We start from the raw sequence: 23,527 nt of genomic DNA on the forward strand, positions 1-23,527 counted from the left end.
CAAGGCCGGTCCCACCGGACCGCCTCCGCCGTCCGACGACGGGCCGGGCCTTCCCGGCGCCGAACCGGAACCGCTCGCCGGCGGCCTGAAGCAACGCCACCTGACCATGCTCGGCCTCGGCGGAGTGATCGGGGCGGGTCTGTTCGTCGGCTCCGGGGCGGGTATCGAGCTCGCCGGGCCCGGGATCGTGGTGTCGTATCTGGTCGCCGGGGCGCTCGCGTTCCTGGTGATGCGGATGCTCGGGGAGATGTCGGCGGCGATGCCCGCGTCCGGGGCGTTCTCGGTGCACGCCGAGCGGGCGATCGGCCGCTGGGCCGGCTTCACGGTGGGCTGGCTCTACTGGTTCCTGCTCGTGGTGGTGCTCGCGGTGGAGGCCACGGCGGCGGCGCAGATCGCGCACGGCTGGGTGGAGCCGGTGCCGCAATGGGCCTGGGTGCTGCTGTTCATGGTGGTCTTCACCGTGGCCAACCTGGCGGCGGTGAAGAACTTCGGGGAGTTCGAGTTCTGGTTCGCCACGCTGAAGGTGGGGGCGATCGTGCTCTTCCTCGGCCTGGGCGTGCTCGCGATCTTCGGCGTACTGCCCGACACCGAACCGGTGGGGCTCACGCATCTCACCGGTGACGGCGGCTTCTTCCCGAACGGCGCGCAGGGCGTGGTCTCCGGCGTACTCGCGGTGGTCTTCGCCTTCGGCGGGCTCGAGGTGGTCACCATCGCCGCCGCCGAGTCGGACGATCCGGCGCGCTCGGTCTCCCGGGCGGTGCGCAGCGCGGTCTGGCGGATCCTGCTCTTCTACGTCGGTTCGATGCTGGTGATCGTGACGGTGCTGCCGTGGACCGAGCAGCGCACCGGCCTGAGCCCCTACGTCACGGTGCTGGATGCGATCGGCATCCCGTCGGCCGGGCAGATCATGAACATCGTGGTGTTCGTGGCGCTGCTCTCCGCCCTGAACGCCAATCTCTACGGCTCGTCCCGGATGATCTTCTCGCTCGCCGAGCGCGGCGAGGCTCCGCGCGGGCTGCTCGAGGTGTCGCCCGGCGGGGTGCCGCGGCGCGCGGTGCTCGCCTCGGTGGCGTTCGGTTTCGTGTCGGTGCTGCTCAATCTGGAGTGGCCCGACTCGGTGTTCCTCTACATGCTCAACGCGGTCGGTTCCGTGCTGATCTTCGTCTGGGCGCTGATCGCCGTGTCCGAGCTGCGGCTGCGGCGCCGGATCGAGCGCGAGGCGCCCGAGACCCTGGTCCTGCGGATGTGGGCCTTCCCGTATCTGACCTGGGTGGCGCTCGCGGCGATGGCGGCCGTGGTGGTCCTGATGCTCACGGACGACACCGCGCGGCCGCAGTTGCTGTGGTCGACAGGCGCGGCCGGAGCCGTACTGGCGGTGGCGGGGCTGCGGGAGTGGCCCCATCGGCGCCGGACGGGACGGGCATGAGCCCGACGCCCGGCACAGCAGGCTCGAGCCCGGCACCGAAACGCACGAAGCGGCACCGGAAAACCGCAGGTCTCACCGCCCGTGGACCCGCCGTGCGCGGAAAGTGAACAAGTTGTCCGGATAACGGTCCATGGGTTCAAGCGTGCCAAGCGGGCGCTCAGACTGTGCGGGCCGGACTGTCGTCTCACGTACTGGACCACCAAGCCCATGACTCGGACATCTCCCTCTACCGGGACTGTCGAGGCCAAAACGGACTCCTCTGCGGCGGACTCGCCCGTCGGGACCTCCACCCCTGACGCCGCGTCCCCCGACGCGTCGCTGTCGAACGGCCTCAAGCAGCGCCATCTGTCCATGATCGCGCTCGGCGGGGTGATCGGCGCCGGGCTCTTCGTCGGCTCCGGTGCCGCGATCGCCTCCGCGGGGCCGTCCATCATCGTCGCGTACGCCATCTCGGGTGCCCTGGTCATGCTGGTGATGCGCATGCTGGGCGAGATGTCCGCGGCCAGCCCGGCCTCGGGTTCGTTCTCCGTGCATGCCGAGCGCTCGATCGGGCCGTGGGCCGGATTCACCGCCGGCTGGTCGTTCTGGTTCCTGCTCTGCGTGGCCGTCGGCCTCGAGGGCATCGGGGCCGCGAAGATCATGCACGGCTGGGTGCCCGGGGTCGCCGAGTGGGTCTGGGTCCTGCTCTTCATGCTGGTCTTCTGCGTCACCAACCTGGCCGCCGTGCGGAACTTCGGCGAGTTCGAGTTCTGGTTCTCCGCCCTGAAGATCGGCGCGATCGGCCTGTTCCTCGGCATCGGCGTACTTGCCATCCTCGGAGTGCTGCCGGGCAACGACGCCCCGGGCATGACGAACCTGACCGGCGAGGGCGGCTTCATGCCGAACGGCAGCGAGGGCCTGATCGTCGGCCTGCTCGCCTCGGTATTCGCGTACGGCGGCCTGGAGACGGTGACCATCGCGGCCGCCGAGTCCGAGCATCCGGTGCAGGGCGTGGCCAAGGCCGTGCGCACCGCGATGTGGCGGATCGCGATCTTCTACGTCGGCTCGATGGCCGTCATCGTGACCCTGGTCCCGTGGAACGAGCCGGCGTTGCCGAACCCCGACAAGGGCTCCTACGTGGTCACCCTGGAGCACCTCGGCCTGCCCGCGGCCGGCCAGATCATGAACGTGGTCATCCTGGTCGCCCTGCTCTCCGCGATGAATGCCAACATCTACGGCGCCTCGCGCATGGCCAGCTCCCTGGTCTCCCGCGGCCAGGGCCCGAAGGTGCTCGGCAGGATCAGCGGCGGCGTTCCGCGGAACGCGGTGGGTGCCTCCTCGCTGTTCGGCTTCTTCGCCGTGCTGCTCAGCTACTGGTACCCGGACACGGTGTTCGCCTGGCTGCTCAACATCGTCGGCGCGATCATCCTGGTCGTCTGGTTCTTCATCGCCGCGGCCCAGCTGCGGATGCGCCGCCGGCTCGAGCGCGAGGCGCCGGAGAAGCTGGTCGTGAAGATGTGGGCGTACCCGTACCTCACCTGGATCGCGCTGGCCGGGATGGTCACGGTCTTCGTCCTGATGGCCCGCGAGCCCGGCACCCGTGAGCAGCTGTACTACACCGGCGGCCTGACCCTGATCCTCGCCGCGACCGGCTACACGCTGCAGCGGGTCCGCGCCCGCCGGGCGTCCGCCGGGCAGGAGGCGGTCCCGCAGGACTGAGCGCAGCCGCCCCCGCACCAACCGAAGTCCCCGCTCGCGGTCCGCGAGCGGGGACTTCGGCGTTCCCGGACCAGGTGGGTACGCCGGACGGCGACGCCACGGTGTTGCTGCTAGCCTGCACTTGCAAGTTATGTGCAATAAGCAGGTGGAGGGGTTTCCGATGGCCATGTACTCGCTTCCAGAACTTCCCTACGACTACGCGGCGCTGGCTCCGGTGATCAGCCCCGAGATCATCGAGCTGCACCACGACAAGCACCACGCGGCCTATGTGAAGGGCGCCAACGACACCCTCGAGCAGCTGGCCGAGGCGCGGGACAAGGAGACGTGGGGCTCGATCAACGGCCTGGAGAAGAACCTCGCCTTCCACCTCTCCGGCCACATCCTGCACTCGATCTACTGGCACAACATGAACAGCCCGAAGGACGGTGGCGGCGGCGAGCCGACGGCCGCCGACGGTGTGGGCGAGCTCGCGGACGCGATCACCGAGTCGTTCGGCTCGTTCGCCGGATTCAAGGCCCAGCTCACCAAGGCGGCGGCCACCACGCAGGGTTCGGGCTGGGGCGTCCTCGCCTACGAGCCGGTCAGCGGGCGCCTGATCGTCGAGCAGATCTACGACCACCAGGGCAATGTCGGCCAGGGCTCGACGCCGGTCCTGGTCTTCGACGCCTGGGAGCACGCCTTCTATCTGCAGTACAAGAACCAGAAGGTCGACTTCATCGAGGCCATGTGGGCCGTCGTCAACTGGCAGGACGTGGCGAAGCGTTACGCCGCCGCCAAGGAGCGCGGGGACAACCTGCTCCTGGTGCCCTGACGGCACGTCCCCCATGACGCCCTGCTCGTGATCGTCTTCTCAACCTTCACCGGGCAGGCGGTAGGAGGAAGGCCCCCGCAAGGACATGACTTGCGGGGGCCTTCTGTATCTTGCGGGACCTTCTGTACGCGACTCTCGTCACGGGGCTCGCCCCGGCCGTACGGCAGAGAGCGTCGGAGCTCCCTGCGTCAGAGGTTCGAGAAGTCCGGGCCCGCCGTACGCGTCCGCTTGATCTCGTAGAAGCCCTGGACGCCGGCCACCAGCAGAGTGCCGTCCCACAGGCGGGCGGCCTCCTCGCCCTGGGGGGCCGGCGTCACGACCGGGCCGAAGAACGCGATCTGCTCGCCGTCCGCGCCGGGCACGGCGATCACCGGGGTGCCGACGTCCTGGCCGACCTTGTCGATGCCCTCCTTGTGCGAGGCGCGCAGTTCCTTGTCATAGCGATCGGAGTCGGCGTAGTCCGCGAGGGAGGCGGGCAGGCCGGCGTCCTCGAGTGCGCCGAGGATCGCCTCACGGGTGGGGCCCTCGCCGTTGTTGTGGAAGCGGGTGCCGAGCGCGGTGTAGAGATCGCCGAGCACCTCGGGGCCGTGCTCCTGCTGCGCGGCGATCACCACGCGTACCGGGCCCCAGCCCTTGGTGAGGAGCTCGCGGTATTCCTCGGGCAGTTCGTCCAGCTTGGGTTCGTTCAGCACGGACAGGCTCATCACGTGCCAGCGCACCTCGACGGGGCGCACCTTCTCGACTTCGAGCATCCAGCGCGAGGTCATCCAGGCCCAGGGGCACAGGGGGTCGAACCAGAAGTCCGCGACGACCTTGTCCTCGGACGGCGTGGCAGTCATGTCTCTCCTCGGGTCGGATGCACAGGTCCACGGCTGCGGCGCCGCGGCATTCGTCGCCAACGCTGCCCGCGGCGGCCCCATTCCCGGATGCCCGCCCGGGAAGCCACATGGGAGGATCGTAGCCATTCCAACGATTCCGTACGCCTCCCGAAGGAGTGCCCGTGCCCGGTGAGAACCTGACCCGCGACGAGGCCCGTGAGCGGGCCGCCCTGCTGTCCGTCGACGGGTACGAGGTGGCCCTCGACCTTCGGTCCGCCGTAGCTGAGGGCGACGCCGAGCCGCGCACCTTCAGGTCGGTCACCACGATCAGGTTCCGCTGCGCCGAGCCCGGGGCCGCGAGCTTCGCCGATCTGGTCGCCCCTTCGGTGACCGCCGTGTCGCTGAACGGCCGGGATCTCGACCCCGGAGAGGTCTTCGACGGCACCCGCGTCGCCCTGGAGGACCTCGCCGAGGACAACCTGCTGGTGGTGGACGCGCAGTGCGCTTACAGCCGTACCGGCGAGGGGATGCACCGCTTCGTCGATCCGGAGGACGGCGAGGTCTACCTCTACACGCAGTACGAGCCGGCCGACGCCCGCCGGGTCTTCGCGAACTTCGAGCAGCCTGATCTCAAGGCGCCGTTCCGCTTCGAGGTGCGCGCACCCGAGGGCTGGACGGTGTGGTCCGGCGGTGCGGGCGAACTGCAGGACGGCGTCTGGCAGTTCGCCGAGACCAAGCCGATCTCCACCTACATCACGGCGGTCGTCGCGGGTCCTTACCACTATGTGACGGACACCTACCGACGCGCCTTCGACGACGGCAGCACCCTGGAGATCCCGCTCGGTGCGCTCTGCCGCAAGGGGCTCGCCCGGTACTTCGACGCGGACGACGTCTTCCTCGTCACCAAGCAGGGGCTCGACTTCTTCCACGACCACTTCGACTACCCGTATCCGTTCGGGAAGTACGACCAGGCCTTCGTGCCCGAGTACAACATCGGCGCGATGGAGAACCCGGGCTGTGTCACGTTCCGCGAGGAGTTCATCTTCCGCGGCAAGGTGACCCGCGCGTCCTACGAGCGCCGGGCCAACGTCATCCTGCACGAGATGGCGCACATGTGGTTCGGCGACCTGGTGACGATGCAGTGGTGGGACGACCTGTGGCTCAAGGAGTCCTTCGCCGACTTCATGGGCACCTTCTCGATGGTCAACGCCACCCGCTTCACCAACGGCTGGACCACCTTCGCCAACAACCGCAAGGCCTGGGCCTACCGCGCGGACCAACTTCCCTCCACGCATCCGGTCACCGCCGACATCCGTGACCTGGAGGACGCCAAGCTCAACTTCGACGGCATCACCTACGCCAAGGGCGCCTCGGTGCTCAAGCAGTTGGTGGCCTATGTCGGCCAGGACGCCTTCCTCGAGGGTGCGCGGCGCTACTTCAAGCGGCACGCGTACGGGAACACCCGGCTCGGTGATCTGCTCGCCGTGCTCGAGGAGACCTCGGGCCGCGACATGGCCGGCTGGTCGCGCTCCTGGCTGCAGACGGCGGGCGTCAACTCGCTCACTCCGCAGGTCACTTACGACTCGGAGGGGCGCATCACCGAACTCGCGGTGCTCCAGGAGGCCGCCGAGTCGCACCCCGAACTCCGCCCGCACCGGGTGGCCGTCGGCCTCTACCGGCACACCCCGGACGGCGCACTGGCGCGCTACGCCCGTGCCGAGGTGGACGTGGCAGGACCGCGCACGGTGGTCGACGAGCTGGCCGGTTCCGAGCAGCCCGATCTGGTCCTGGTCAACGACGAGGACCTGACGTACTGCAAGATCCGCTTCGACGAGCGTTCGCTCGACACCCTGCGGACCCGGCTCGGTGACATCACCGATCCCCTGGCGCGTGCCCTGTGCTGGTCGGCGCTGTGGAGCCTGACGCGTGACGCCCTGATGCCGGCCCGCGACTTCGCCTCGCTCGTCCTCGCCTTCGCGGGCCGCGAGTCGGACATCGGCGTGCTGCAGATGCTGCACGCCTGGGCCCGTTCCGCACTGACCCTCTACACCGCGGCGGAGCACCGCGAGGCGGCCGCACGGCAGCTGGCCGAGGGTGCGCTCGGCCAGCTGCGGACCGCGGAGCCCGGCAGTGAACAGCAGCTCGCCTGGGCCAGGTTCTTCGCCTCGGTGGCCTCCGCGGAAGCCGATCTGCAGCTGCTCGACGGGCTGCTCGACGGCTCCGCCAAGATCGACGGCCTCGACGTGGACCAGGAGCTGCGCTGGGCGTTCCTCGAGCCGCTGGCCGCGCAGGGCGCCGCCGACGAGCCCCGTCTCTCGGCCGAACTCGCGCGCGACGACACCGCTTCCGGCAAGCGTCACCAGGTCCGCTGCCTGGCGGCCCGGCCGTCGGCCGCGGTGAAGGCGCAGGCGTGGGCACAGGTGGTGGAGTCGGACGTGTTGTCCAACGCCCTGGTGGAGGCGACCATCTCGGGCTTCCAGCAGTCGTCGCAGCGGGAGTTGACCGCGCCGTACGCGCCCAAGTACTTCGACGCGATCGAGCGGGTGTGGGCCGAGCGGTCGATCCAGATCGGCATGGATGTGGTCAGCGGGCTGTTCCCGTCGCTGCAGAGCGACCCGGCCACGCTGGAGGCGGCCGACGCATGGCTGGAAGGGCACGCGGACGCGGCGCCCGCGCTGCGCCGGCTCGTCCTCGAGGCCCGCGACGATCTGGCCCGTACCTTGCGCGGTCAGGCCTGCGATGCGGCGGCCGGCCCCCGGTAGGGATGGATCCACCGGCAGTTCACTGACGCCCGCCGACCGATGGCTCACCTTCAACAGGCCTTCGGTCGGCGGGCGTTCCTCTGTACGCGCTCCGCCCCGGGCTTGACGTGGTGACGTCAACCAGCTGCCGTTCCGATCTGTGACGCACGGGTACGGCGCAGACCGTAACCCCCATTCGGACCAGCGCCTTCGGCATTCGAACTCGCGTACTTTAGGGCGGCGTTGTCCGGATTCTCCGACGAGCGTGTAACAGGCGTTAGGGAGCCGATCCGGCGCGGAACCCTCGGGTGCATGAACCACAACACCCCGCTGTCGTCCGACACTTCGCTGCCCCATCGCTCCCCGAACGAGCCGCCGGTCACCGGCTGCCGGGTCCTGACCACAGCCCAGCTGCGCGCCCAGGGCGTACGTCCATCGGACGCGCTTGCCGCCTGCAGGGCGCCGGGCCCCTGGCAGCAGCTGCTTCCGGGGGTGTTCCTGCTGCGCCCCGGGCCGCCGACCAGTGACGAGCGGCTGCACGCCGTACTCCTGTACGCCGGCCGGCCTCCGGTGACCCGGGTGCCGCGGCAGGGCGGCACGACGAGCGAGGAGCCTGCTTCCCCGTACGGCGACGCCCTGCTCACCGGGCTCGCGGCGCTGGCGCTGCACGGCTTCACCTCCGCTCCCCCACTGCTCGCACTGGACCGGCTCGACGTGCTCGTACCGCGGACGCGTCGGCTGCGCTCGGCCGCGTTCGCGGGCCTGGTGCGCTCGAACACGCTGCCCGCCCCGCAGTGGATCACCGGGCTGCCGGTCGCGCCGGTGGCCCGCGCGCTCGCCGACGCGGTGGCGGATCTGGACGACGCGGAGTCGGTCCGGCGGCTGCTCACCGAGGCGGTACGGAGCGGAAGGTGCGACCCGACGACGCTGGTCGCCGAGCTCACCAGGGCCCGGCTCCTGAACCGTCCCCAGGTGAGCGGCGCGGTCGACGCACTGCGCGCCGAGGGGCGGCTGATCGCCGAGGAGCGGCTCTACCGGATGGTGCGCGAGTACGGCCTGCCGGACCCGCTGTGGAACGTGGATCTGCGACTGCCCGGCGGCCCGCACCTCGGCGGTGTCGACGCGTACTGGCCGGAGCAGGCCGTCGCCCTGGAACTCGACACCGGCTCCGCGGGACGGTGGCCGGACGGCTTCGACGAGTCCGACGACTGGTGCGAACACGCCCGCAGGCGCGAGCACTTGGAGCGCCTGGGCATCACCGTGGTGCACATCCCCCAGCGCCGCCTGCGCGAGTCGATGGCGGAACAGGCCACCGTGGTCCGCACCGCCCTGATGGCCTCGGACGAGCGTGAGCCGGCGGCCTACGTGATGGTGCTGCCGCGCTAGAACGTGAACTGACGGACCTTATTGACAGTTGGGCCTCTCGCATCCAGGAGAGCTGCGTGCTGACCGAACGTGATCCATCAAGCCGGGCGACGGTCCGCCGGCGGACCCCGGTGTCGGACCCGCGGATCAGGGCTTGGGGAGGACGAGTTCGGTGTTGCGGTCTGCCGGGGTGCCGGAGAGGGTCTGCTTGGCGCCGGGGACGTTGAGGGAGATCTCGCGGTAGAGGGCGGCGAGGCCGGGCTGCGAGAGGTCCTCGAAGTCGGTTCGGTGCGGGGCCGACGACTCGATCAGGGTGGTGAAGAGGGACAGCGTCCCGTCGCCGTTGTCGGTCAGTTCGATCACGCGGGCGAGCTGCGGGAAGTCGATGTGCGAGGCGGTGGAGATCTCCCAGAAACCGTCGTGCGCCGTGATTGCGTTCTTGTGGCTGTGGCCGTTGACCCAGGCGACGACGCCCGCATGCTTCTCCAGGAGGGCGGTCAGCTCGTCGCCGCCGTGCCGGGCCTCGTCGGGGTGCGCCGGGTCGGGGCGCTCGTTGCGCATGGAGGCGCCGGTGTGGTGGCTGAAGACTATGGCGTACGCGTCCTTGTTGTTCTTCAACGTACGTTCCAGCCAGCTCAGTTGGGCGGTGCCGAGGGAACCCTCGTAGTGACCGCCGGGGTCGGTGGTGTCCAGGCTGATGCCGATGACTTCGTCGGAGATGCGGAAGGTGTAGTGGCGGGTGCCGGAATCGACGTTCTCGGCGGTGAAGCCGTGCCCGGCCGGGCCGGGGCCGGTGTGCGCCGGGTCGAGGTGCGCGGCGACGTACTCGGCCGGGGTGAAGGGGGCGCGGTCGGGGTCGGGGGTGACCGGCCGCAGGCGGCGTGCCTCGGTCCGCATCAGCTCGCGGAAGTCCGCGCCCTTGGGGTCGAGGCCCTTCTTGACGGTCCGCCAGAACGCCTTGCCGCGCTCCTCGTCGAGGGACATCAACTTCCGTCCGCCGACGGCGAAGTCGCGGAACCAGCCCTCGTCGCCGGGGGCGTAGCAACCGCCCGGCAGGACGTCGTGGTTGCCGACGGTGGCGTACCAGGGGACGTTGAGGCCGGGACTGCGGACCGGGCGGCGGGCGGCGTCGAGGAGACCGTCGATGCGGGGAAATCCGAGGCGTTTGTCCGCGTCGCGAATCGCGTCGCCCGGGTGCCAGTAGAGCGGCAGTCCGGAGTCCTGGACGCCCTCGTAGCGGCGCGGGTCGCCGGTGTCGGGGGTGATGGTGCCGCCGCTCAGGACGCGCAGGTACCAGTCGAGTTCGCAGCGGGCGTTGTTGTCGGTGGTGTCGCCCGTCGTCATCACGAAACTCAGGGGTGCGCCGGTGGCGGGTGCGCCCCTGAGTGCGTTGACCCGCTCGACGAGTGAGACCGCGCCGGCGACGGTGAGCGGTTCCTGCGGCCGCCAGGCGCTGGTGGTCTGGGCGCGCAGGAATTCGTAGCGCAGCGGATGCTGTACGTCGACGATGTGCAGGTCGGTGAGCTGGACGAACGCTGCGAGCGGAGTGCGTCGTTCGTCCCTGCCGCGCTTGGCCGCGGCGAGTTCGGAGCGGACGACGCGGGGCCAGGCCGGGCCGTCACCGAGCCGCCGGAAGCCGGAGCCGCCCAACGGTGCGGCGACGGTCTGCAGGGTGGTGCCGCTGGTGTAGGGCGCGAGCGGCGGCGGAGGGGCCGTACGGGAAAGGGCGGGGGTCACCGACTCGGGGCGGGCGGCACTGGCTCGCCCTCCCCCGCCGAAGGTGAGGGCGATCCCGGTCGAGGCGGTGACGGCGCCCGCGACGGTGAGGAAGGATCGGCGGTCCAGGTCGGTGACGAGGCGTGTGCGCGGCATGGCGCGTCTCCCGGTGCGAACGCGTCGGCAGGGGTCGCGGGACCGGGGCGCGCCCCGGGAACTCCCCGCTCGTACTGGATCGTTGGCAGTGGGGATGACCTGCGCGTTAACGACACCGCAACGCTCCGGGCCGATCGCCGTACGTGGATCATGGACGGCCCGCACCGACACGGAGCCCTTCCCGTGTGGCGGCGAGACGGTCACTTTGTGTTCATGTCCGGGGGTAGCGGGGCCGTTTCACCGCCGGCTCGCGTAGGCTGACGCGCCGTCGCGCGCACGGACGCCGTCGCGCGCACAGACGCCGTTCCGGGGCACTTCGCACGATCGGACCCGGCGGCGACGTATGACCGGTTACGGGCGACCTCGTCCCCGATGGCGTATGGCGGGATTCCGCCATGACAGGAACCCGTCACAGACAACTCTCCTCAAAGCCCTGTCACTTGCGTAAGGCTGAGCGGTCATCCGGTCCCGAATTGCGGACCCTTTCTTTCACGTACAGGGATGCAGATGACCCTCGAATCACCGCGTGCACCCAGAGCCGGTGCGAGACGCACGGCCCGTGTCGCTCTGGCCGCAGGCCTGACGGCCGCCCTCGCGGCGTCCGGGCCGATACCCGCCTTCGCGGCCGACGATCCGGGCCCCGCCGCCCCGTCGGTCAAGTCCGCCGCCAAGAAGCTCGGTCCGGCGGACGCGCAGCTGCTCGCCGACGCCAAGGCCGACGGCGACAAGCACGTCACGATGATGATCGCCACCGAGCCCGGCGCCACCGAGCAGGTCGCCGGAAAGCTCGACGCCGTCAAGGGCACCACGGTGGGACGCACCTACGACAAGCTCGGCTACGTACGGGCCACCGTGCCGACCGGCAAGGCCGATGCCGCCATCGCGGACGCCACCGAGCTGTCCTCCGTGCACGGCATCGACCTGCGGCACGAGATCGAGCTCGACGACCCGACGCCGGCCGGCGACCGCGCCAAGGGCGCGAAGGCCGCATCCCGCGGGAACTACCCCGCGCCCGGCAAGAAGACGCCGGCCAAGAACCCGTACAACCCGTCCTTCGAGACCGGTGCCGTCGATTTCGTCAAGAAGAACCCGAAGGCCGACGGCCGGGGCGTGACGATCGGCATCCTCGACTCCGGTGTCGACCTCGGCCACCCCGCGCTGCAGAAGACCACCACCGGCGAGCGCAAGATCACCGACTGGGTCACCGCCACCGACCCCGTCATCGACGGTGACGGCACCTGGCGGATCATGAACGAGCCGGTGTCCGGCGAGTCGTTCACCTACGACGGCCGCACCTGGAAGGCGCCGAAGGGCGACCACCACATCAACTGGTTCCGCGAGTCCGCCTCCACCGGCGGCGACGCGAACGGCGACCTGAACCGTGACGGCGACACCACCGACAAGTGGGGCGTCCTCTACGACGAGGCCGAGGGCACCGTCCGCGTCGACCTCGACGACAACGGCGACTTCACCGACGACGAGGTCCTCAAGCCGTACAAGGACGGTCACCAGGTCGGCTACTTCGGCAAGGACGACCCGAAGACCGACGTCGTCGAGCAGATCCCGTTCGTCGTGGAGATCCGCAAGGACGTCGTGTACGACGAGGACGGCGCCACCGCCGACTTCGTGAACATCGGCATCATCGAGTCCGAGCACGGCACCCACGTCGCCGGCATCACGGCGGCCAACTCGCTGTTCGGCGGCAGGATGAACGGCGCGGCGCCCGGCGCCAAGCTGGTCTCCTCGCGCGCGTGCTCGTGGGGCGGCGGCTGCACCAACGTGGCGCTCACCGAGGGCATGATCGATCTCGTCACCTCGCGCGGTGTCGACATCGTCAACATGTCGATCGGTGGCCTGCCGCCGCTCAACGACGGCAACAACGCCCGCGCAGAGCTGTACAACCGGCTGATCGACACCTACGGCGTCCAGCTGGTCATCTCGGCCGGCAACAGCGGCCCCGGCCTCAACACGATCGGCGACCCCGCGGTCGCCGACAAGGTGATCTCGGTCGGTGCGTCCATCTCCAAGGAGACCTGGGCGGCCAACTACGGCTCGGCGGTGCAGAAGAAGTACGCCATGATGCCGTTCTCGTCCCGCGGCCCGCGCGAGGACGGCGGCTTCACGCCGACCCTGACCGCGCCCGGCGCGGCGGTGAACACCACGCAGACCTGGATACCCGGCGGCCCGACCCCCGAGGCGGGCTACGACCTGCCCGCGGGCTACTCGATGCTGCAGGGCACCTCGATGGCCTCCCCGCAGGCCGCGGGCGCGTCGGCGCTGATCCTGTCCGCCGCAGCGCAGCAGGGCCTCGACGACACCGCAGTGACTCCGGCGAAGCTGCGCACCGCGCTGACCTCGACCGCGGACCACATCCGCGGCACGCAGGCGCACGAGGAGGGCTCCGGCCTCATCGACGTCGTCGCCGCCTGGAAGTCACTGCGCAAGGGCGCGAGCGCCCACACCTACAAGGTCCAGGCCCCGGTCGACACCGCGCTCGACGAGGAACTGAAGAAGCCGGGCACGGGTCTCTACGACCGCGAGGGCGGCCTGAAGGCCGGCAAGCGCAAGACGTACGAGATCACCGTCACCCGGACGACCGGGCCGGAGCGGGTCGTTCCGCACCGGATCGGCCTGGCGAACAACGACGGCACCTTCCGGCTCAAATCCCGCACGGCCGCCCTGCCGCTGGACAAGCCGGTCACGATCAAGGTCACCGCGGCTCCCCGCAAGGCGGGCGTGCACAGCGCGATCCTCGAGCTGGACGACCGGCGGACCGAGGGCACGGACAAGCAGATCATGACGACCGTGGTGGTCGCCGAGGACCTGGCGAAGCCCGACTTCACCAGTGCGGCGAAGGGCTCCGTGCAGCGCAACAGCACCGAGTCGCACTTCGTCACCGTCCCCGAGGGCGCGAAGAGCCTGGAGGTCGCGCTCGGCGGTCTGAAGGACAAGAGCCAGACCCGGTTCATCGCGATCCACCCGTACGGAGTGCCGGTCGACCCGACGTCGACCGTCAACTGCTACCCGGACTACGAGAACCCGGACAACACCTGCGCCCCCGACAAGCGGTCCTACCAGGATCCGCAGCCGGGCGTCTGGGAGATCGAGGTCGAGGCGCGCCGTACGTCGCCGCATCTCGACAACCCGTACAAGCTGGACGTCACCGCGCTCGGCGTGGCCTTCGACCCCGAGGTCCGCACCGTCGACGAGGCGAAGGCCGGCACTCCGACGCCGGTCGACTGGAAGGTGACCAACGGATACGCGCCGATCGACGGGAAGCTGCGGGGCGGCGCGCTCGGTTCCGCGAACGCGCAGCGGCCGACGATCGCCCAGGGCGCCTCGCAGGAGACCGAGGTCGCGGTGCCCGAGGGCGCGGAGCGGCTGGATGTGTCGATCGGTGGCACCGAGGACCGTGGCGCCGACCTGGACCTGACCGTCCTCAAGGACGGCGCGGAGGTCGCCTCGTCCGCGGACGCCGACTCCGAGGAATCGGTCAGCGTGCCCGAGCCGGAGGCCGGTACGTACACGGTCGTCGTCGACGCCTACGCGGTACCGGCCGGATCCACCGCCTTCGACTACCTGGACGTGTACTTCGCGCCCTCGCTGGGTGAGGTGACGGTGGACGGCTCGACCGCGGTGAAGCTGGCCAACGGCGCGTCCACCGAGGTCGCGGCGGAGGTCGTGGCGGCCGGTGCGGCTCCCGAGGGACGGCAGTTCTTCGGCGAGGTGCAGGTCGTCAACGGCCGTGGCACGGTGGCCGGTTCGGGCAGCGTGCAGATCGAGAAGGTCGTGCCGTAGGCGCGAGCCGACCGTGCCGCTACGGGTACGGGGCCGCCGGGCCACCGGCGGCCGAGGCGGGCGCTCCCCTCGGGGGCGCCCGCCTCTGCTCGTCCCGGGCGTCAGGTCCCGCACTTCGTCTTCGCGGCGCCGGGCAACGCCTTGACGACGAGTTTCCTCAGGTCGGCGAGGTCCTTGCCGACGGCCCAGTTCTCCGGGGCCGCGTCGTCCTGCCCGATGGTGATCAGGGTGCGGTCGCCCTTCTTCAGGCGCGGATCCACGTTCTGGTCCATCGGGAAGACGACACGGGAGCCGCCGTCCGCGGGCTTGTAGTAGCGCTTCACCTTCACGGTGATCCGGTCCATGCCCGCGCCGGGGAGCTCCTCCACGGTCTCGACGGTGCCTTCCACGATCAGCGAGGAGCAGGCGACCATGGCCTGCGGCGACTGCGCGCCGGAGCCGCCGCCGTCTCCGCCGGCCCCCGTGTCGGTCGCGGACTTCGCTGCCTCCTCGCCGCCGCCGTCGGCTCCGCCCATCGGCCCGAGCCAGAAGACGGTGCCGAAGACCGCGAGACCGCAGACGGCGGTCGCCGCGCGGAGGATGAGGGTGCGCCGGTTGCGGGGGCGCCACCAAGGGCGGGCGGGCGGTTCCTGGGCGCCGACGGTTTCCGGCGCCTGTGTCGCGTGCCTCTCCTCCGCCTCCGTCTCCGCCCTCTCCTCCGTCGCTCCGGCCGTCTCCGCTCCTGTCAGCTCGCGGGCCACGACCTGGAGCTGGTCGCGGAGCAGGCCGAGGTCGCGTACCGCGTCCGCGTGCTCGAGGACGTACGCCTCGTCCTCGCGCGCCCCGTCCGGCACCGGCTCCCCGGTGATCGCCACGGTCAGCGGGTCCGGGTACGGCTGTTCGTCCGCCACGTCACACCACCTCTTGTTCGTGCAGCCGGGTCCTGAGCACCCGTACCGCCTTGTGCAGCCGGCTCTTCACGGTCCCTTCCGGGATGCCGAGCTCATCGGCGATCCGGGCGACCGGCAGGTCCGCGTAGAAGCGCAGGACGACGACCTGGCGCTGGGCGTCGGCCAGCTCGTCGAGGCCCTCGGCGACTGTGAGAGACAGCACACGCGTGTCCTCCGCACCGGCCTGATCCTGCCGCAGCGAGGCGAGCCGCTCGCCGAGCCGCTCCTGCCGACTGCGGGAGCGGTGCCAGTCCATGGCGAGGTTCGAGGCGACGACCGCGGACCAGGCGGACACGTCACGCGGCGGGTCCTGCCCCTTCGCCGCCCGCTCCAGGAGGCGCAGCCGTACCTGCTGCACACCGTCCTGCAGTTCGGCCGGCGGTACTCCGGCCAGGGCGAGCACGGCCCGCACCCGGTCCTGCTGGTCCGGATCCAACGGATCCGGCCGTTCCTCGGATCCCGCTCCACCGCGCGGCAAACTCCACCCCTCCCCGGGCTCCCGCTCCCCCGCGAGAAACCCCTCACGGCATCCCCGACCCGTCACGGGCCGCCCACTGATCCAACCCTGTGACGTGTCCTACGACGCACGGCCCAGCCGTAACGTTCGCGCATCCACAGTCGGACAATGGATTGGACAATCACACACCGGTCATACGCATCATGGGGCGGACGTCCCCAGGTCGAGACAGTGTCGAGACCGTCGTGACATGGAGTAAGGAGTCCCCGTGAGGGTCGGAATCGTCGGTGCCACCGGTCAGGTCGGCGGAGTCATGCGCAGGATCCTCGCCGAGCGGAAGTTCCCGGTCGACGAGCTGCGCCTCTTCGCCTCCGCCCGCAGCGCGGGCTCCACCATCGAGTGGGAGGGCCGCGAGATCACCGTCGAGGACGCCTCGACCGCCGACTACGCGAACCTCGACATCGTGCTCTTCTCCGCCGGCGGCGCGACCTCGAAGGCACTCGCCGAGAAGGTCGCGGGCCAGGGCCCGGTCGTGATCGACAACTCCTCGGCCTGGCGCCGTCACCCCGAGGTGCCGCTGGTCGTCTCCGAGGTCAACCCGCACGCGATCAAGAACCGCCCGAAGGGCATCATCGCGAACCCGAACTGCACCACGATGGCCGCGATGCCGGTGCTGCGCCCGCTGCACACCGAGGCCGGTCTCGAGGCGCTCGTCGCCACCACGTACCAGGCCGTGTCCGGTTCCGGCCTGTCCGGCGTGGCCGAGCTGCACGAGCAGGCCAAGCAGGTCGTCGCGGAGGCGGACCGGCTCACCCACGACGGCTCCGCCGTCGACTTCCCCGAGCCCTCGGTCTACGCCCGCCCGATCGCGTTCAACGTCCTGCCGCTCGCCGGCAAGATCGTCGACGACGGTCTGAACGAGACCGACGAGGAGCAGAAGCTCCGCCACGAGTCCCGCAAGATCCTCGAGATCGAGGACCTCAAGGTCTCCGGCACCTGTGTCCGCGTCCCGGTCTTCTCCGGTCACTCACTGCAGGTCAACGTCCGCTTCGCGAGCCCGATCAGCGTCGAGCGCGCCACCGAACTGCTCGCGGCCGCCCCGGGCGTGGAGCTCTCGGACGTGCCCACCCCGCTGCAGGCCGCCGGCCAGGACGCCTCGTACGTCGGCCGCATCCGCAACGACGAGACCGTGACGAACGGCCTGTCGCTCTTCCTCTCCAACGACAACCTCCGCAAGGGCGCCGCGCTGAACGCGGTGCAGATCGCGGAGCTGGTCGCGGAGGAACTGACCGCCTGACGCGAGGGTCCATACGCACGGAAAAGGGGCGGCCACCGATCCAGGTGCCCGCCCCTTCGCCCTGCCCGCTCAGAGCGCCAGATGCGTCCGCAGGGCAGCGTCGATGTCCGCCATCCGCTGCCGCGGCACGGATCCGAGTCGCCTTCGGAAACGCCCCGGCGCGAGCGCCCTCACCTGCTCACACTGCACCTTGGAATCATTGGCCAGGCCACAGTCGCCCGCATCGAGCAGCACCTGGAACGGATAGACACGGGACGTGTTGGAGGTGAGCGGAACCAGGGTGATCACACCGCGTCCCGTACGCGCCACCACCGCGTTCGCGCCGTCGTTCGAGACGATCACCGCAGGACGAGCCTTGTTGGCCTCGCTTCCGCGAACCGGCTCATAGTCGACCAAGTAGATGTCACCGCGCTTCATCGACCAGCCCATCACCGGAGAACTGGTCCCAGAACGCCGCGTCCTCGCTTCCTTCCCATTCGTCGAAGGCAGCCTCGTAGTCGGCCTCCAAGCGCGCTGCGCGCAACAGCTCGATCGCGGCATGTATCACCGCCGACCTGGACTGCGCCGAGTTCTCCGCCGCGTACTGGTCGACGAAGGCGACATCCTCCTCCGGCAGACTCACACTGATCTTCATACCAAGCATGCTACCCCTGTTCCTACTCTTATAGCCACCCCGCTTCTCCCCTGAGCGTGGAAGGATGGCCGGAACACCGACGTCAGTCACCACCGAGGAGATGACCGCGTGCCCGGCACCAATCTGACCCGCGAGGAAGCACAGCAGCGCGCCCAGCTGCTCACCGTTCACTCGTACGAGATCGATCTCGATCTGAGCGGGGCGCAGGAGGGAGGCACCTATCCGTCGGTGACGACCGTGCGCTTCGACAGCGCGGAGGCCGGGGCCTCGACCTTCATCGACCTGGTGGCGCCCACCGCCCGCGAGGTCGTCCTGAACGGCCAACCGCTCGACGCGGCCGCCGTCTTCACCGACTCCCGGATCGCGCTCGACGGACTGCTCGCCGGACCCAACGAACTGCGTGTGGTGGCCGACTGCGCGTACACCAACACCGGTGAGGGACTGCACCGGTTCGTCGACCCGGTGGACGGACAGGCGTATCTGTACACGCAGTTCGAGGTGCCGGACGCGCGGCGGGTGTTCGCCTCGTTCGAGCAGCCCGACCTCAAGGCGACCTTCCAGTTCACCGTGAAGGCTCCCGCGGGCTGGACCGTGATCTCCAACTCGCCGACGCCCGAACCGGCCGACGGCATCTGGCAGTTCGCCCCGACCCCGCGCATCTCCACGTACATCACGGCCCTGATCGTCGGCCCGTACCACAGCGTGCACAGCTCCTACGAGAACGGCGGGCAGAGCGTGCCGCTCGGCATCTACTGCCGGCCCTCACTCGCCGAGTACCTGGACGCGGACGCGATCTTCGAGGTCACCCGGCTCGGGTTCGACTGGTTCCAGGAGAAGTTCGACTACGCGTACCCCTTCGAGAAGTACGACCAGCTCTTCGTGCCGGAGTTCAACGCGGGCGCGATGGAGAACGCCGGCGCGGTCACCTTCCGCGACCAGTACGTCTTCCGTTCGAAGGTGACGGACGCCGCGTACGAGTCGCGGGCCGAGACGATCCTGCACGAGCTGGCGCACATGTGGTTCGGCGACCTGGTCACCATGGAGTGGTGGAACGACCTGTGGCTGAACGAGTCGTTCGCCACCTACACGTCCATCGCCTGCCTGGCCTACGCCGGCGAATCGCAGTGGCCGCACTCGTGGACGACATTCGCGAACTCCATGAAGACCTGGGCCTACCGGCAGGACCAACTGCCCTCCACCCACCCGATCATGGCGGACATCCAGGACCTCGACGACGTCCTGGTGAACTTCGACGGCATCACCTACGCCAAGGGCGCCTCGGTCCTCAAGCAGCTGGTCGCCTACGTCGGCATGGACGAGTTCTTCGCCGGCGTGCAGGCGTACTTCAAGCGGCACGCGTACGGGAACACACAACTCAGCGACCTGCTGGGCGCGTTGGAGGAGACCAGCGGCCGCGACCTCGGTGCCTGGTCCGAGAAATGGCTGCAGACCGCCGGGATCAACGTCCTGCGGCCGCAGATCGAGACCGACGCCAACGGCACGATCACCGCCTTCGCCGTCCGCCAGGAGGCCCCCGCGCTGCCGCCCGGCGCGAAGGGTGAACCGGTGCTCCGCCCGCACCGCATCGCCATCGGCCTCTACGACCTGGATGACGACTCCGGCAAGCTGGTCCGCTCGGACCGGATCGAGCTGGACGTGGACGGCGACCTGACCGAGGTCGAGGAGCTGGTGGGCCGGCACCGCCCGGCGGTGATCCTGCTCAACGACGACGACCTGTCGTACGCGAAGGTCCGGCTCGACGCGCAGTCCCTGCACCATGTCACCCAGCACCTGGGCGACTTCGAGGCCTCGCTGCCGCGTGCGCTGTGCTGGGCGTCCGCCTGGGACATGACGCGGGACGGCGAACTGCCCACCCGTGACTACCTGTCGCTCGTCCTGTCGGGAATCGGCAAGGAGACGGACATCGGCGTCGTGCAGTCGCTGCACCGCCAGGTGAAGCTGGCGCTCGACCTGTACGCGGCACCCGAGCGGCGCCCCGCGCTGCTCGAGCAGTGGACCGAGGCCGCGCAGCGGCAGCTGCTCGCCGCCGAGCCGGGCAGTGACCACCAACTTGCCTGGGCCCGGGCGTTCGCGGCCACCGCCCGTACGGACGCGCAGCTCGATCTGCTCGACGCGCTGCTCGACGGCAAGGAGACGGTCGAGGGTCTGACCGTGGACACCGAGCTGCGCTGGGCGTTCGTACAGCGCCTCGCGTCGACCGGGCGGTACGGGGAGACGGAGATCGCCGCCGAATACGAGCGGGACCGGACCGCGGCGGGCGAGCGGCACGCGGCGTCCGCGCGGGCGGCCCGGCCGACGGCCGAGGCGAAGGCGGCGGCGTGGGCCTCGGTGGTGGAGTCCGACCAGTTGCCGAACGCGGTGCAGGAGGCGGTCATCGGCGGCTTCGTCCAGACCGACCAGCGTGAACTGCTCGCGCCGTACACGGAGAAGTTCTTCGCGGCCGTGGGCGACGCGTGGCAGACGCGTTCGCACGAGATGGCCCAGCAGATCGCGGTCGGCCTCTACCCGGCGGTGCAGGTCTCGCAGGACACCCTCGACACCACGGACGCCTGGCTCACCTCGGCGAACCCGAGCGCGTCGCTGCGCCGCCTGATCTCGGAGTCCCGCGCGGGCGTCGAGCGGGCGCTGCGGGCACAGCGGGCGGACGCCTGACCGCACGTCCTGGGGGTGCCGGCCGGATTCCGGCATCCCCCGGGACGAGCCCGCCCGCCGGCCGGGGAACAGCCTGACGACGGGTCGTTCGGCCGGCCCGCAGGGACCACGGGACCACCGGAACCACCGGGCAAGATCTTCGCCGGTATCCGCGACGAACCCGGGGTACTCGTCCGCCGGCGCGAACGTGGCCGGTGGAGATGCCCGCTCGAACGCGCTCAGCGACAACAAGCCCGTCCGGTGTGCGAGAACGACACCGGACGGGCTCGAGACTCTGTCAGCCGTTCAACTCGTCGTGACGCTCCTTGAGTTGCGCGGCGCCGGCCTCCGTCAGTTCACCGTGCAGCCTCATCCGCGCGACACCTCCGTCGGGGAACGCATCGAGGCGTACGTGCGTGGCCACCGCGGCCGTGGGGAGCTTGAAGCGGTGCAGCGTGTCGGGCTGGAGGCGGGTCTTCGGCAGGATCTCGAACCACTCGCCGCTCTCGCCGTCGCGCCCGCTGAGCGCGATCCAGCCGGCCGAATTGCCCTTCAGGTACGCCGTGTCGATCTCGATCGCACGGATCTCGCCCTGCGCGACGAGCCGGAACCGCACCCAGTCGTTTGTGCCCCGCACCCGGCGGCGGCGGTTCTCCCAGCCGTCGTCCATCTTCTGCGAGGTGCCCGGCAGGATGATCTGCGTGGGCGAGGAGTAGAACTTGTCCGAGGCGTCCTCGTAGGTGCCGCCGTTGACCGCGGCGAGCAGGTCGAAGGTGCCGAGGAGGCCGAGCCACTCGGGGTCGGGGACGACCTCGCCGTGCACGCGGAGGCGGGCTATGCCCCCGTCGGGGTGCTGGCAGAGGCGGATGTGGGTGTAGCGGCGTCCTGTGGTGACCTCGAAGGCGTTGGCCGCGTGGCCGAGTACCGGGCTCACCGGGACGATCTCGTCCCACTTCACGTCGTCGGCGAGCAGGTCCTCGGGGCTCGGGCTGCCCTCGACGGCGGTGGCCTGGACGCTGACGCGCTGCGGGTAGTTGCCGCGGAAGTGGGCGGTGTCGACGACGATGCCGCGGATCACGCCCGGGGCGCCGAGCCGGACCAGGGCCCAGTCGTGCTCGTCGGGCGCCGGGAAGGGCTCGTCGGCGCCGGCGCCGCGGCGGCGGCGGGTCTCCCAGCCGTCCATGATCTTGCCCTTGTGGCCGAAGTGCTCGGGGTCGAAGACGGCGTCGTGGCGCAGCAGCAGGTTCTCGCGCTGGGCGAAGAACTCGTCGTTGGCGGCGACGACTCCGCCGCCGAGGCGGCGGTCGGCCAGGTCGACGAGGTCGGTGAACGCGAACTCACCGGTGCGACGGTAGTCGGCGTACGGGTCGCCGCCGCCATACGGCGAGGCGTCGTTGGCGTGCGGGTCGGCGGGGTCGTTGCTGGGGGCCACGGGGGCGGTTCGCTCGGTCGGCATACCACCAGCTTGGACGCGATGACACCTCAGGTCCATCGAAACTTTTCGATGGTGACGTTCAGCTCAACTTAAAGATCAAGAGGAGGTCCCGCGCGCGGGACACAGCCACCCGGCGCCGACCGCGGCTACGTGTCGTACGGGCTCCGGTACGCCTCCGCAGCCTCGCGCAGGGTGCGCAGCACTCGGGCCAGGGCCGGCCCCTCCTCCGCCCCGCGGCGCACGGCCGCCACCACGTGTCGCATGGGCTGATCCGGACTCAGGGTGCGCGTCACGACGCCGGGTGCCCGCTGCGCGGCCATGCGCGGCACCAGAGCCACGCCCATACCGGCCTCGACCATCGACAGGATCGCGGTCCAGCCGGCCGCACTGTGCGCCTGCTCGGGTACGAACCCGGCGGCCTCGCAGGCGGCGCGGGTGATCTCCGACCAGGGGCCGCTGCCACCGAAGATCCAGCGCTCACCGGACAGATCGGCGAGCCGCAGCCCGGCCTCCGCGGCCATCGGGTGCCCGGAGGGCAGGGCCACGTCGAGCGGGTCGGCGAGCAGCGGAACGCGGGTGAACTTCGGGTCGCGGGCCGTCGGCGCGTGCGCGGCGAGCGACAGGGCGAGGTCCACGTGCCCGCTGGCGAGCAGTTCGTACGCCTCGGCCGCCTCCGCCTCGCGGACTCTCACCTCGAGCCCGGGAGCAGCCGCCCTGAGGCGTCGTACGGCGGGCACCACGAGCGCGGGCACGGCCGTCGAGAAGGCGCCGACACGGACCTCGCCGGCCTCGCCGCGCGCGTATCCGGCGAGATCGGCGTCCGCCCGCTCCAGCTGTGCGAACACGGCCTCGGCATGGCGCAGCACGAGATGCGCGGCGTCCGTCAGGCGCACCCGGCGCCCCTGCGCCTCGAGCAGCGGGACGCCGACCTGGCGGGCCAGGTTGGTGAGCTGCTGGGACACCGCGGACGGCGTCATCAGGAGGGCCTCGGCGGTCGCGGTGACAGTGCCGCACTCGCTGAGCGCCTTGAGGATGCGCAGCTTCCGCAGGTCCCAGTCGGTCGCACGGGACGACTCCGGGGGGCGCTGCGCTCCGGGGGCCTGCCGCGACTCCGGCGTGTGCGGCGGCTCGGGCGTCCGGGGCTCGGTCATGACCGGCAACCTATCCCGCTCGGACCTCTCGCACGGCGCGCGCGTGACTCACTCCACTCGTCAGCGGTACTGAATGCTCGTACGTGATCCGTGCAGTGCCGGAGAACGATCTCGGCGGAGGTCCGACGCAAAGACGCCGAGGGCGTCCCCGGACCGGTCGGTACACGGTCCGGGGACGCCCTCGGCGTAAGGGTGCGGTGCGGCGGCTCAGTCCTTCTTCGGCTTCTTGTCGCCGATCATCACCAGTCCCGCGATGACCAGGAAGAGCACGATGGGCGCCGCGACATAGAGACCGAGCGTCTCGATGACGTCCAGCCCCGGACCCGGGTCGTCACCGTCGTCGGGCGTCAGCGCGAGCGCGGGGGACGACATCAGCAGCATCATCAGCGACGTACCGGCTGCTACGGCGCCGGCGCGCAGGGCGTTCTTCTTGTCCACGGAGC

At 70.3% G+C, this 23,527-nt stretch carries 17 protein-coding genes; 8 read left to right on the forward strand and 9 right to left on the reverse strand.

The annotated features are described in order from the left end of the window. Positions 1–106: 106 nt before the first annotated feature. From DSC45_RS05720 to DSC45_RS05730, 3 genes are all read left to right on the forward strand, one after another. Positions 107–1,426, forward strand: coding sequence for an amino acid permease (locus DSC45_RS05720; protein ID WP_240434517.1), 1,320 nt, complete (start codon positions 107–109; stop codon positions 1,424–1,426). A gap of 207 nt (positions 1,427–1,633) precedes the next feature. Then, positions 1,634–3,124, forward strand: coding sequence for an amino acid permease (locus DSC45_RS05725; RefSeq protein WP_119287768.1), 1,491 nt, complete (start codon positions 1,634–1,636; stop codon positions 3,122–3,124). A gap of 160 nt (positions 3,125–3,284) precedes the next feature. Beyond that, a complete protein-coding gene (locus DSC45_RS05730; RefSeq protein ID WP_119287770.1) occupies positions 3,285–3,935 on the forward strand; it encodes a superoxide dismutase in 651 nt (216 codons plus the stop codon). A 188-nt stretch (positions 3,936–4,123) separates the two neighbouring features. Here DSC45_RS05730 and DSC45_RS05735 read toward each other — a convergent pair whose 3' ends face one another. Then, on the reverse strand, positions 4,124–4,774 hold the full coding sequence (locus DSC45_RS05735; protein WP_119287772.1) for a mycothiol-dependent nitroreductase Rv2466c family protein: 651 nt from the start codon (positions 4,772–4,774) through the stop codon (positions 4,124–4,126). Positions 4,775–4,935: 161 nt separating this feature from the next. On the opposite strand from DSC45_RS05735, the gene pepN (DSC45_RS05740) reads away from it, so the two are divergent. Beyond that, positions 4,936–7,515, forward strand: a complete 2,580-nt coding sequence (gene pepN, locus DSC45_RS05740; RefSeq protein WP_119287774.1) for an aminopeptidase N — start codon at positions 4,936–4,938, stop codon at positions 7,513–7,515. A gap of 291 nt (positions 7,516–7,806) precedes the next feature. Further along, positions 7,807–8,880: a hypothetical protein gene (locus DSC45_RS05745; protein WP_119287775.1), complete on the forward strand. Its 1,074-nt coding sequence runs from the start codon at positions 7,807–7,809 to the stop codon at positions 8,878–8,880. A 126-nt stretch (positions 8,881–9,006) separates the two neighbouring features. Here the strand turns inward: DSC45_RS05745 and DSC45_RS05750 are convergent, their stop codons facing one another. Next, positions 9,007–10,731, reverse strand: coding sequence for a TIGR03767 family metallophosphoesterase (locus tag DSC45_RS05750; protein ID WP_119287777.1), 1,725 nt, complete (start codon positions 10,729–10,731; stop codon positions 9,007–9,009). 507 nt (positions 10,732–11,238) lie between these two features. Between DSC45_RS05750 and DSC45_RS05755 the strand changes: the two genes are divergently transcribed. Beyond that, positions 11,239–14,529, forward strand: coding sequence for a S8 family serine peptidase (locus DSC45_RS05755; protein ID WP_119288377.1), 3,291 nt, complete (start codon positions 11,239–11,241; stop codon positions 14,527–14,529). 101 nt (positions 14,530–14,630) lie between these two features. Here the strand turns inward: DSC45_RS05755 and DSC45_RS05760 are convergent, their stop codons facing one another. Continuing rightward, complete coding sequence (locus DSC45_RS05760) at positions 14,631–15,419, reverse strand: hypothetical protein (RefSeq protein ID WP_119287779.1); 789 nt, start codon at positions 15,417–15,419, stop codon at positions 14,631–14,633. Between the two features lies 1 nt (position 15,420). Continuing rightward, positions 15,421–15,936 carry a sigma-70 family RNA polymerase sigma factor gene (locus DSC45_RS05765; RefSeq protein WP_162929142.1) on the reverse strand — a complete coding sequence of 172 codons (516 nt, stop codon included), beginning with the start codon at positions 15,934–15,936 and terminating at the stop codon, positions 15,421–15,423. A gap of 247 nt (positions 15,937–16,183) precedes the next feature. Between DSC45_RS05765 and DSC45_RS05770 the strand changes: the two genes are divergently transcribed. After that, positions 16,184–17,212 (forward strand): aspartate-semialdehyde dehydrogenase, encoded by a 1,029-nt coding sequence (locus tag DSC45_RS05770; protein WP_119287783.1) that lies wholly within the window; start codon positions 16,184–16,186, stop codon positions 17,210–17,212. Between the two features lie 69 nt (positions 17,213–17,281). Here the strand turns inward: DSC45_RS05770 and DSC45_RS05775 are convergent, their stop codons facing one another. Both DSC45_RS05775 and DSC45_RS05780 read right to left on the reverse strand, forming a co-directional pair. After that, positions 17,282–17,629 (reverse strand): type II toxin-antitoxin system PemK/MazF family toxin, encoded by a 348-nt coding sequence (locus tag DSC45_RS05775; protein WP_119288379.1) that lies wholly within the window; start codon positions 17,627–17,629, stop codon positions 17,282–17,284. Then, on the reverse strand, positions 17,616–17,846 hold the full coding sequence (locus tag DSC45_RS05780) for a ribbon-helix-helix domain-containing protein (RefSeq protein WP_119288381.1): 231 nt from the start codon (positions 17,844–17,846) through the stop codon (positions 17,616–17,618). Before DSC45_RS05780 ends, DSC45_RS05775 begins: the two co-directional genes overlap by 14 nt. Positions 17,847–17,954: 108 nt before the next feature. Between DSC45_RS05780 and pepN (DSC45_RS05785) the strand changes: the two genes are divergently transcribed. Next, entirely contained in the window at positions 17,955–20,519 is a 2,565-nt protein-coding gene (gene pepN / locus DSC45_RS05785) for an aminopeptidase N (protein ID WP_119287785.1), read from the forward strand. Positions 20,520–20,796: 277 nt separating this feature from the next. Here the strand turns inward: pepN (DSC45_RS05785) and alc are convergent, their stop codons facing one another. From alc to DSC45_RS05800, 3 genes are all read right to left on the reverse strand, one after another. Further along, positions 20,797–21,954 carry an allantoicase gene (gene alc / locus DSC45_RS05790; protein ID WP_119287787.1) on the reverse strand — a complete coding sequence of 386 codons (1,158 nt, stop codon included), beginning with the start codon at positions 21,952–21,954 and terminating at the stop codon, positions 20,797–20,799. A gap of 125 nt (positions 21,955–22,079) precedes the next feature. Next, positions 22,080–23,084 (reverse strand): LysR family transcriptional regulator, encoded by a 1,005-nt coding sequence (locus tag DSC45_RS05795; protein WP_119287789.1) that lies wholly within the window; start codon positions 23,082–23,084, stop codon positions 22,080–22,082. A 207-nt stretch (positions 23,085–23,291) separates the two neighbouring features. Then, positions 23,292–23,522, reverse strand: a complete 231-nt coding sequence (locus DSC45_RS05800) for a hypothetical protein (protein WP_119287791.1) — start codon at positions 23,520–23,522, stop codon at positions 23,292–23,294. Positions 23,523–23,527 lie beyond the last annotated feature (5 nt).

It is taken from the genome of Streptomyces sp. YIM 130001, assembly GCF_003574445.1.
Lineage (GTDB): Bacteria > Actinomycetota > Actinomycetes > Streptomycetales > Streptomycetaceae > Streptomyces.